This is a genomic window from Veillonella tobetsuensis (assembly GCF_001078375.1).
Classification (GTDB): Bacteria; Bacillota; Negativicutes; order Veillonellales; family Veillonellaceae; genus Veillonella; species Veillonella tobetsuensis.
This window is the reverse complement of record NZ_BBXI01000009.1, coordinates 112,671-122,337: the sequence shown is the minus strand read 5'-3', so window position 1 is coordinate 122,337 and position 9,667 is coordinate 112,671. Positions and strand designations below refer to the sequence as shown.

General features: G+C 36.3%; 22 protein-coding genes. All 22 read right to left on the bottom strand.

Annotated elements, in window-relative coordinates:
- Window positions 1–588: 588 nt before the first annotated feature.
- The gene (locus tag VEI_RS03440; RefSeq protein WP_059361926.1) at window positions 589–1,047 is read right to left on the bottom strand and encodes a hypothetical protein; all 459 of its coding nucleotides are present in this window, start codon (window positions 1,045–1,047) and stop codon (window positions 589–591) included.
- A gap of 3 nt (window positions 1,048–1,050) precedes the next feature.
- The gene (locus VEI_RS03435) at window positions 1,051–1,230 is read right to left on the bottom strand and encodes a hypothetical protein (protein ID WP_059361925.1); all 180 of its coding nucleotides are present in this window, start codon (window positions 1,228–1,230) and stop codon (window positions 1,051–1,053) included.
- A 4-nt stretch (window positions 1,231–1,234) separates the two neighbouring features.
- Window positions 1,235–1,672, bottom strand: coding sequence for a hypothetical protein (locus VEI_RS03430; protein ID WP_059361924.1), 438 nt, complete (start codon window positions 1,670–1,672; stop codon window positions 1,235–1,237).
- Window positions 1,669–1,923: a hypothetical protein gene (locus VEI_RS03425; RefSeq protein WP_059361923.1), complete on the bottom strand. Its 255-nt coding sequence runs from the start codon at window positions 1,921–1,923 to the stop codon at window positions 1,669–1,671. Before VEI_RS03425 ends, VEI_RS03430 begins: the two co-directional genes overlap by 4 nt.
- Window positions 1,916–2,134 (bottom strand): hypothetical protein, encoded by a 219-nt coding sequence (locus VEI_RS03420; RefSeq protein ID WP_059361922.1) that lies wholly within the window; start codon window positions 2,132–2,134, stop codon window positions 1,916–1,918. The genes VEI_RS03425 and VEI_RS03420 overlap by 8 nt, the downstream gene beginning before the upstream one ends.
- On the bottom strand, window positions 2,128–2,469 hold the full coding sequence (locus tag VEI_RS03415) for a hypothetical protein (RefSeq protein WP_059361921.1): 342 nt from the start codon (window positions 2,467–2,469) through the stop codon (window positions 2,128–2,130). Before VEI_RS03415 ends, VEI_RS03420 begins: the two co-directional genes overlap by 7 nt.
- A 41-nt stretch (window positions 2,470–2,510) precedes the next feature.
- Window positions 2,511–2,708, bottom strand: a complete 198-nt coding sequence (locus VEI_RS03410; RefSeq protein ID WP_145749510.1) for a hypothetical protein — start codon at window positions 2,706–2,708, stop codon at window positions 2,511–2,513.
- 13 nt (window positions 2,709–2,721) lie between these two features.
- A complete protein-coding gene (locus tag VEI_RS03405) occupies window positions 2,722–3,999 on the bottom strand; it encodes a YadA-like family protein (RefSeq protein WP_059361919.1) in 1,278 nt (425 codons plus the stop codon).
- Between the two features lie 54 nt (window positions 4,000–4,053).
- The gene (gene dut, locus VEI_RS03400) at window positions 4,054–4,473 is read right to left on the bottom strand and encodes a dUTP diphosphatase (RefSeq protein ID WP_161801408.1); all 420 of its coding nucleotides are present in this window, start codon (window positions 4,471–4,473) and stop codon (window positions 4,054–4,056) included.
- Window positions 4,451–4,756, bottom strand: a complete 306-nt coding sequence (locus tag VEI_RS03395; RefSeq protein ID WP_059361917.1) for a hypothetical protein — start codon at window positions 4,754–4,756, stop codon at window positions 4,451–4,453. Before VEI_RS03395 ends, dut begins: the two co-directional genes overlap by 23 nt.
- Window positions 4,746–5,114 carry a hypothetical protein gene (locus VEI_RS03390; RefSeq protein ID WP_059362594.1) on the bottom strand — a complete coding sequence of 123 codons (369 nt, stop codon included), beginning with the start codon at window positions 5,112–5,114 and terminating at the stop codon, window positions 4,746–4,748. The genes VEI_RS03395 and VEI_RS03390 overlap by 11 nt, the downstream gene beginning before the upstream one ends.
- A gap of 53 nt (window positions 5,115–5,167) precedes the next feature.
- Window positions 5,168–5,335: a hypothetical protein gene (locus tag VEI_RS10320; RefSeq protein ID WP_153280288.1), complete on the bottom strand. Its 168-nt coding sequence runs from the start codon at window positions 5,333–5,335 to the stop codon at window positions 5,168–5,170.
- 40 nt (window positions 5,336–5,375) lie between these two features.
- Window positions 5,376–5,789 carry a hypothetical protein gene (locus tag VEI_RS03385; protein WP_059361916.1) on the bottom strand — a complete coding sequence of 138 codons (414 nt, stop codon included), beginning with the start codon at window positions 5,787–5,789 and terminating at the stop codon, window positions 5,376–5,378.
- Window positions 5,790–5,803: 14 nt separating this feature from the next.
- Window positions 5,804–6,091 (bottom strand): hypothetical protein, encoded by a 288-nt coding sequence (locus VEI_RS03380; protein WP_059361915.1) that lies wholly within the window; start codon window positions 6,089–6,091, stop codon window positions 5,804–5,806.
- Between the two features lie 8 nt (window positions 6,092–6,099).
- Window positions 6,100–6,486: a single-stranded DNA-binding protein gene (locus VEI_RS03375; protein WP_059361914.1), complete on the bottom strand. Its 387-nt coding sequence runs from the start codon at window positions 6,484–6,486 to the stop codon at window positions 6,100–6,102.
- Between the two features lie 112 nt (window positions 6,487–6,598).
- Window positions 6,599–6,775: a hypothetical protein gene (locus tag VEI_RS10310; RefSeq protein WP_153280287.1), complete on the bottom strand. Its 177-nt coding sequence runs from the start codon at window positions 6,773–6,775 to the stop codon at window positions 6,599–6,601.
- A 2-nt stretch (window positions 6,776–6,777) separates the two neighbouring features.
- The gene (locus VEI_RS03370) at window positions 6,778–6,981 is read right to left on the bottom strand and encodes a hypothetical protein (protein ID WP_059361913.1); all 204 of its coding nucleotides are present in this window, start codon (window positions 6,979–6,981) and stop codon (window positions 6,778–6,780) included.
- A 3-nt stretch (window positions 6,982–6,984) separates the two neighbouring features.
- Window positions 6,985–7,671, bottom strand: a complete 687-nt coding sequence (locus VEI_RS03365; protein WP_059361912.1) for a hypothetical protein — start codon at window positions 7,669–7,671, stop codon at window positions 6,985–6,987.
- The gene (locus tag VEI_RS10420) at window positions 7,604–8,671 is read right to left on the bottom strand and encodes a phage replisome organizer N-terminal domain-containing protein (RefSeq protein WP_059361911.1); all 1,068 of its coding nucleotides are present in this window, start codon (window positions 8,669–8,671) and stop codon (window positions 7,604–7,606) included. The genes VEI_RS03365 and VEI_RS10420 overlap by 68 nt, the downstream gene beginning before the upstream one ends.
- A gap of 10 nt (window positions 8,672–8,681) precedes the next feature.
- Entirely contained in the window at window positions 8,682–8,903 is a 222-nt protein-coding gene (locus VEI_RS03355; RefSeq protein WP_059361910.1) for a hypothetical protein, read from the bottom strand.
- The gene (locus tag VEI_RS03350; RefSeq protein WP_059361909.1) at window positions 8,890–9,180 is read right to left on the bottom strand and encodes an HNH endonuclease; all 291 of its coding nucleotides are present in this window, start codon (window positions 9,178–9,180) and stop codon (window positions 8,890–8,892) included. Before VEI_RS03350 ends, VEI_RS03355 begins: the two co-directional genes overlap by 14 nt.
- Window positions 9,158–9,661 (bottom strand): NinB/YbcN family protein, encoded by a 504-nt coding sequence (locus VEI_RS03345; protein WP_145749505.1) that lies wholly within the window; start codon window positions 9,659–9,661, stop codon window positions 9,158–9,160. Before VEI_RS03345 ends, VEI_RS03350 begins: the two co-directional genes overlap by 23 nt.
- Between the last annotated feature and the right edge of the window lie 6 nt (window positions 9,662–9,667).

Below are 9,667 nucleotides of genomic sequence, written 5' to 3'. Positions count from 1 at the left end.
AGTCAACGCTTACACACGTTCTGACACGTAGTCAAAACATATGCACATGTTCTAGTTCGTAACCAAAACAAAATACGATATTCACTTTTCAGCAATTATTGCATACTCAAAACCAAAGTTATATAGTTGGCTATTCACCAACACGAGCATATGAATTGTAATCGTGGTTAGCTCCCTCTGTCTAACTCCCGAATAATACTCGGTTCTTAATGGAACATATATAGCTTTAGTTTTCAGTATGCAATTGCACTCTCTAAACTAATACCGCCAGTTGTTTGTAGTATGTAACATTTTTTCGCTTAAGGTTTTATCTCATGAAACGTATAGGTATTATTTGCAATATTGGAAAGAACTATATGTGCGGTATTAGTTTACAAAATGCAATATAAGAGGTGCGGTGCAGTTAGAAAATAATATAGATTGTAATGACTTAGAAACAATACTCGTTGATTTTCAAATACAAAATATAAAACCGCACCTCAATTGCTATTTAGTTTTTTAGAATTGCTCATTGGCAACTCTTACACCTTATATTCTACTATATGTTTTTATACATATATACTGACATTTACTGACATTTCATGACATTTACTGACATTTCAACCTGCCTATTTCAATTAATGCTTTCTCTTTATACCTCATAGCTTGTCTTTCGTTGAATTGGTTCTCAAAAACCGAATGTGCTTGTTTAGCTGACATTCCAAGCAGGTATTCATAACGTAACATTGTACCGCCTATTTCTTCACTTAGACTATTGATTGTATTGATTACATCGCACTTGTACTCACTCAATTCATCAATCCGTCTGCGTTGTTCCTTCTCCGTGTCGATGAACCTTGCCACGCTGTTTTCTAATCCACACGGCACACCGCCACCACTTACTCTATCTTTTGAGTAATCAATAGCACTAATCGATGTAATGTTACATCGTAGTTGCTCTATTTCTTTTGCAATCGACTTTATTTGCTCATCAACTGTCTTTACAGGCTCAAGGTATTTTCTAGCACTACTAATTAATCTCTTTTCACTTTTTGTCGGTTCATTCAAATATTACTCACCACCCAACATAAACCCAGTGCCAAAGATAATTAACACAATACCAATTATCGCCTGTATGTATAACATTCGCACACATCCCTCTTCAAACGTATCAAATGCATCGCTTAAAATCGCTGCTAAAAAAGGAGAAACACCTAATATCATTCCAATTGTAATTAAATTTTGTGCCATATGTTTATACCTCTGCTAGTTTTGCAATTTTCCACGCAATCGGAAGATTTTTTATTGGATTGCTCCAAGATGTTCTTCCATTTTGCCATGCATATACTTCCCCGTCTAGATACATCGCAAAATATCTACACTTCCATACTTCTTCATTGCTATTTCTAACAAAAATTGGTGTATCAACTTCCACTTTTGACCAATCAACAAAACCTAATTCTTCCGCAATGTCTAAAACTTCATTTTTAGCTATTTTTGGCAATATGCTTTTCGTCATAATACTTATATATTTAACATCGCCACCAGTTGTTATATCTAATATATTTTCAAGCATAATCGGTTTTTTAGTTGTTAAGAATGCACATCCACCAGCATTCTTAACATAATACCGCCAGCCATCATCATATAACTTTTGAAGTAACCATTCTATACCTTGTTTATCTGTGATCATACACTTTTCACCTCTTCATATGTCATTTCAAATATTTCAGGCTTACATGGATAAACCTCGCCTTTAACACCTTTGATGATGTAATCACCTAACGACGCTCTATATTGCCCCTCTAATGTGTTAATGAGAAGTTTGTTTTCAATAAAGCATATAAAGTCTTTTCCACAAAATTTCACACACTCTTCCCAATTTTTTCCCGTATACTGTATTGCTTCAATCACAACTGGTTTCTTTTTATAACGCTTAATCATACTGTATCCATTCTCCTTTATCTTCATTCCATTTGTACCATTTTATATTTCCAAACTCTAACACGCTTGTTTGATGCACCTCACCGATACAAAATTCATTATCGCCACTTTCACAAGCCAGTTGCTTTAGAAATTCAAATGCACTTTCCCATGTATCATGTGGTGCTATGTAATAATCAGAATGTTCTGTATATCCGCTATAACCTAACATTTGTTATCACCTTGTGTTTCTTTCCATCGATTTAACGCATCATTCCATTCTTTTTTACGCTCACTTTCAACGCGATCAACATATTCAATAAGCGCTTTTTTTCGTATGGTTCTCGCATACTCCTCTAATGATATTTTTCTTTCTTTTAGTTCCAGAATACTCATCATGATACCAACAACAACACCATTTATATGATATTCAGCAACTAGATAATTGTATTCTCTTCTAATTATCGGTTTATACACATCATCACCATGTATTATGGTTAAAGCACAACATATACCATCCATTATTTCGTCTGTTGGTTTTTCCATAAAATCTCTAAAAATATTCATATTAACCTCTTGTGATAAGGCGGATATTTCACCGCCTATATCTATCCAACCAACACTTTAATTAAAATCACAAATCCAAATATCAAAGCTACTAAAGATACACCCATAACCGCATTAAAGAATAACTCTTGTACAAATTTAGTTGTTTGTTTATTTCGTTCAATTTTCATGTTAGCCATCGCTTTTAAATCATTTGTTTTCGTTTGTAGGCGTTCTACATCACCTGTATATGTTCCCATCGGTGTACACATATTATTTACCAGCTTTCAATGCTTCAACTTCCGCTACTAATTTAGTAACCAAGGTTTCAAGTTCTTTGATTTTACCTTTATGGTTAGTTTCGTATTCACTACCTTTACCAAGTCTAAAGGATACACCTGCATTAATCATCTTATTGGCTAATGTAGTACCCAAGCTAAACATTACATGCTCAGTTGGTGCATAGAACATACCGAGGGCTACATCATTTGCGTTTTTGTAGTGTCCGTAGCCTACCGCAAATGTTAATTTATCATCAGAATTGTAGCCTAAATAGTGCAATGCACTTAATGCTGCATTAGATGCACCAGCTTTTGCCACTTCATGCATCACATTTGAGATTTGACCTACTGTATTACGTTCTAAATCCGTAATACGTGTTTCATGGCTATTAATTCTATCCGTATTGTTCAAAATGGCTTGGCTATTTTGCCCCACACGCTTGTTTGTAGCGGTTAGAGTGTTATTAATCGTTGTAAATCCATTATCCACCTTAGAGGTTAAATTAGAGATATTCGTAGTATTTCGTGTAACTCGTTTGTCTAAACAATTCACATCTTTTTGAAGTTTGGCAATGTGTGTTCCGCTTGTTTCAATTTCGTCATACGCTGCGAACAGTTGACTGCCGTTTACCGCGTCTAAACTGCTAGGGTCTACACGGCCAGCACTTACATTATGTAACTGTCTGTTGTAGTTACTAATCCCACTGTATGTGTCGCTTTTCTTGCTACCAAATGACACTACGCTATTAGGATTTTCACCTGCGAACACGTGAGTTACCCCATTTAATACAACTTGTCGAACACCTACAGGGTTATCCGTTTGACTGTTTGTGCCAATCGCTACTGAATTTTGAATAGGTGCTGATGCATTATTACCAATGACTACTGCATCAATTCCACGCACTACACTATGCGTGCCTACTACTACCGCACCTTGATTATCTACTGTATTGTTAGCACCTAATACAGTTTGTTCTTTATTGTTGCCTACATAGTTGTTATACCCAATTACGCTTGCTTGGTCTGCTTCGATTGTTCCGTTGCCACCACCGATTACAACGCTATCATTTCCTGTTGCTTTATTATCACGGCCTAGAACGATTGTATTTGTTCCAGTAACTACTGTATTCACCCCTACGGCTACAGAATTGTAACCGCTTACTACTGGCGCTTGTGTGTTAGGCTCTACTGGCCCTGTTACAACATCACTTGCTAATACATTACCGCCAATTGTACCCATAATCATTGTTGCTAATACTAATTTATTCATGTTTGTTTTCTCCTTTTACTGTCTATCTTCTGTCTTTTTTACTGTCTTTTCTGTCTATTTGCCTGTACTACCGAACCTATTACTACCTCTTTCCGTTTCGTATAATCGGTCTGTTTCTTCAATATCAGGCAATAATATTGGAACAATTAACAACTGTGCTATACGCTCACCACGTTTAATCGTGTAATCCTTGCACGATACATTGTCATACACTGCACATATTTCACCTGTATAGTCGCTATCGATTACACCCATACTATTTGCCATTCGTAGCGGTGTCTTATGCATGCTACTTCTAGGAACCAACAAACCAACATGAAAATCTGGTATTTGTACCGCTATTCCTAATGGTATTTTTTTCTGCGTATCCGCTGGTACTGTAACATCGAAAGGGCAATACAAATCTAAACCAGCACTCCATGCACTACCTCGTGTAGGCAACTCAACATATTCATTCATTCGTTTTACTAACACTATTCCATTCACCCCAGTTCTTCGCTCTAACAACTCGATTGCTCGATATATTTAATTCGGCCATGATTTGTCTGTTTGTTAGGCCTTTTCTACAAAGTTCAATTACCTTGTCAACCAAATCAAATTCATCTTGGATACTTACTTTCTTAGGTAATCCGCAACCTTTACCGCCTACAATTTTAATGGCTTCGCTCGTATCAAGGTTGCCCCATACTACCGATGCTAATGCTAACCAATTTTTGCAATTATACGGAATGCCATATACCGATGTATTAACTGCCAAGTTCCTCACTCCATTTACTATCTTTATAGATTTGAAAAAAATCATCTGCACTCATGATTACAAGCCACTTTTGATTGCTTTTCTTCCATGCAACGATTGGTATATCGCCATTACCTGCTTGGATTGCATCATGTTCTGCCTGTTCATAAGCCTTTCGTACATTTAGGTTCTCCACAAACTTTACTTCTTGATGTATGTTAGGTAGTCCAATGCAGTCTGATGCATCGCCTGTATTACCGCAATATTGGACTGTTCGCCTTACCTTGTTGAACCCATTGGCACGGCATACATCACGCCATAGTCGTTCACCTCTTACTCCCTTTTGCTTGCTATTTACTTTCTTTTTCTTCTTTTCCATTGGCAATATGTATCACCTCTCTATATATCGTTCACATCGTTTTAAAATATCTTTTACTCTTCGTCCTCATCTTTTTCCCAGCCAGCAATTAACACTACTTCTAAACCGTCATTTGAATCATTGATATAATCAATCTCATACTGCTTGTATTCAGCTTCAACAAAGCATTCTTGGTCAGGATAACATTTTTCCAATTTTTCAATTAATTCATGTACTGTCATTTTTAATCTCCTTTACACGATACTTTCATAATCAATATCCTTATTTGTCGATATAATCACTAATTCGGTATTTCTTTGTTTCAAAAACCACCAATGCATTATTTTCGAACCCATATTTCTTCTCCCATGCTCGGAATACTTTTGTTAGCTCCTCGCTGAGTTCGTCAATATGCTCTTTCTTTACATCGTTTAAGTAATCGTCCGACCATTCTTTAATTTCATCATCCATATCATATTCAATTAAATTCCAAAGTACTCGTTCACTATCAATCTTTGGAACGTAATAACAAGGGTGTCCAACACGTACCCATTCAATATCACAATCGCAATCAACATTACCAAAATAACTGATGTATTTTAAATAATCCGCTATTGCATCTTTAATACTATCTTGCGGTTCGCCAGCTTTTCCATTATCAACCCAGCAATATTTTGTTTTATCTTCAACTAGCATTGTTACTCACTCCTTTATAACTGGCTTGGTGGTATATCATACATATCGCCATCACCATTTATCCTTGGCATCTTTCGTTTCTTTAACTTTGGATATTTCTTGTAATATGCTTTTATCCTATGAAATGCAGCCTCATAGGCATCTGCATCCTCTCCATGCACAACATTTATAAAGTCTACATATTTTGCCTCTTGAAACAGTCCAAACAATAATTGTAATGACTTCATTAGTTGCACATATCGTGGATGTTTCTTTTTACTAACTATCCAGTTATTAACACAATCTTTATGTTTATAAGCCATTTGATCACCTAAAACGGAATACTTTCATTTTGCGGTTGCTCAAAACTATCAAAGTTGCTGCCGCTATCAAATTCACCATCAAGCTTTTTGCCAACAAAATCGGCTACTACTTCGGTTACATATCGTTTCTGCCCATCTTGCGTATCGTATGACCGAGTTTGAATACGGCCATTTACGAGTAGCCTTTCCCCTTTTTTGCGACTGCCAACCGCTTCCCCAGTCTTGCCCCATGCTACGCAATTAATGAAAGCAGTCTGTTCTTTTGTTTCGTTTGTTGTACTGTCAACGTATGTATTCGTAGCAGCGACTGTGAAAGTTGCCACCGCTTTTCCGCTTTGTGTAAATCTCAATTCCGCATCTCGTGCTAAATTCCCTAACAGTTGTACTTGGTTCATATATTCAACTCCTATTTTCTAATTCTACGTACCGCATCGCCTTATTTTGGTGTGTGTACCATTTCTTGCTTATGTTTTATCCTAGAGAAATCAAACTCGCTTTATGGAGCGTTTAAATCAATTTTCTTTCAATCAATGTTCTCCCTTTGAATACACGCACCATATCGCCTATAGAATCAAACTCCCTTGTATTAGCTTTCATAATCATAACCATTTGTTCGTTTGCCTCTTGTTCTGTTTCCACATTGAGCGGTATTTCAATGTGGATTACCATCTTGTGTTTTTTCATGCTCAATACTCGCTGATGTAATTCGGTTCTACGTTGCACTCATCAACACTCACATCATATTCACTACCCAACTTGCAATCGATTGTTACATTGTCATTCAAGTAATCGATGATTTGATGCAGTTTGTGCCACGCTTGACCCTCTGTTTCTGCATTGATATTGGTGCTAATACTAAACTCTACTTTTATACTTCCCATATATTCCATGTGTTATCCCCCTAATGCACCTCGTATAAGTTTTTTCGCACTATCCGATATGGTGCTTTTTTCTAATACTTTCATGACGTCTACAGGTTCTTTGGCAACTTCTACCAAGTTACCTGTAGCAGTCATTTCAATTTGCTTTTGACCTGCACTTATCAAAGCCTTATCATGTTGTGCCTTTTCTCTAGCTTTCAACAACACATGATTATCCTTGATTGAATTTGCCATTCTTTGGCGGTGTTTCTCACGGTCTACCAATTGCTCATAGCAACGGATGAATTGTGATCTGCAACTTGCCTCGTTGTATTCATGACCCATTCTAGGGTCAAAGGACGACCATATCGCCCTTGCAGCCGTTAAAGTTATTCCCTCTAAATGCTCTTTTCCATATTCAAAGCTATAAGTGCCTACCGCTTTAATGACTTTTTCCCATTCACTTTGTGCGATTGGCATTTCATCATGTGCATTTACATAAGCACTTAGTGCGGAACATTCTTCACGGATTTCAGCAATGCTCGGTAAAAACTTACTACGCTTTATTAAATTTGCTACCGCTTGTTCCAAGGTAACAGAATTTACATCAGCAAGCATCGATACATATAGTTTCATGCGTTCCTTTGTCATATCAGTAGACCATGCTATCTGTAACATCGATAGTGCAGCAGTTGTCTTTTGTTGACTGTTCATCTGCATATTCGTTCATCAACTCCTTTACTACGTTGATTGCATCTTCCTTGCTATTCTTTTTATAATTAGGTTTTCTGTATTCGCTACGCTCCCAAGTCCTAACCGCTGCTTTCCAATCTTTCATAGAGTTCTTTCCTACTTTCCAGCCATTGCTTTCGTAGTAGTCATAGAATTGTTCAGCATTTACACAATTGTTTCGTTCAATACAATATTGCCTTACTTCTTCTACTGTTGGTTTTACAAATCGCTTTCTTTTTGGATTGTTTGCAGGAATATTTTCTTCAAGCATCTTATTTTTTAAAACATCCTCAACATACTTGATATGAGATTTACCTTGCTTTTTGGCATCGAGAATAGCTTGTTTCGTAATTACTGCTCCATATTCATCTACAAGATTATCTAGTGATTTCTTTACATTTGCAGTTATCAAATCAAAAGCACCTTCCCATATATCGTGAATTAGAGATTTTTGTTCACATAAAGATAGAGTATCTATATCTATATCTTTCTCTATATATAACTCTTTATTTATCTCTTTCTCTATCTCTATATCTTTCTCTAACTCTATCTCTATCTCTGGTGGATTTTTGTCGGAAATTTGTCGGAGATTTGTCTGGACATTTGTCCTATCTACTTCTATTCGTTGTCTATATTCACGCTTTCTATCGGCTTCACTACTGCCTCTTCCTATGAAGTTTTGAATATCAAGCATATATATTGCACCATTGTCAAATATGTCGATTAAGCCTAAATTTTTAAATATAGATAACGCTTGTTTTATAGTTCCAACTTTATGGCCTGTTACACTAGCTAACATTTCAGCACTATACGGAATGCGATCATTAAAAACTAACTTGCCATCATTCTTTAAGCTACGGAGATAGAGTTTTAAAAGAATATTACTGTACAAATAGCCATCTTTCATGCTTTCTAGTATCTTCAACTCATCACTATCAAAGAAATTATCTTTCAGCCGTAGATAGTAATATTTTTTGTTATCGCTCATAGGCTACCTCTTATAGATAGCTAGTAGTTTGTTTGATGAGTTTATCTACATCAAAGCCATTGATTTTTGTTAATGTTTTAGCACATCTAACAGTTCTTGTTTTATTGATTACATCTAGCACGTCTTTTAATTCACTGATTTCTTTTTTATGAATTTTATATTCACCATTTTCACGTTCTAACAATTCAATTCGTTTTGTTATATATAGTTCGACTACATCAATTTTCTTCATATCGTTTCGTCCTTTCTTCAATGATCGCTTCTAGCTTCCTTTTTGTTTCTTTGGCAAATACTCCATGTGCTAAATTCTCATGGCAATATCTGCACAAACACGCTAGATTATTTAATTCACTTGTTCCACCTCTACCTCTAGGCAATATGTGGTGTACTTCCGTTGCAGGTGAACCACATATTACACAACATGGATAGCCGTCAATACTATCTCGTTCGATAGCTTTCGGTCTTGTGATTTTGTAGAGTTTATCATCAAGTCTTTTTCTTTTGTTCATTCCCCCACTCCTTAACTAGCGATTGTATGTAATCGCTATCATCAAGTTGTATCCCTAGTTGATGACATTCATCGACTAGGCAATCTATCAATCGTTGCATTTCTGATACTGTATATACACTGCTGCCGTGGTAACACATGATATTGTGATAACCCTCTAAGGTTTTACATTCGCCGATATCTTCTGCAAGCCACCCTAATCCGTGCCCTTGCCATATTTGTATATAGCGTTCGACTGCATCCGCTCTTACTGGCACATATGAGAAATGTCCACAATCTTTTATAGCTTTTCGGTATACATCTTCTTTTGATGTATAACCATTCTTGCTTAACTCATCAGCTATGCGTTGGCACAATATCCAAGCATAACTATTTGAGTTAAGACTACGGCTTTTAGATTTCCTTTTAATCTCTACTGTGTATTCTTTATCGGTAGAGATATTTGACAAATCATTGTCATGTGGTGCAGGTATTACTACCATTACACC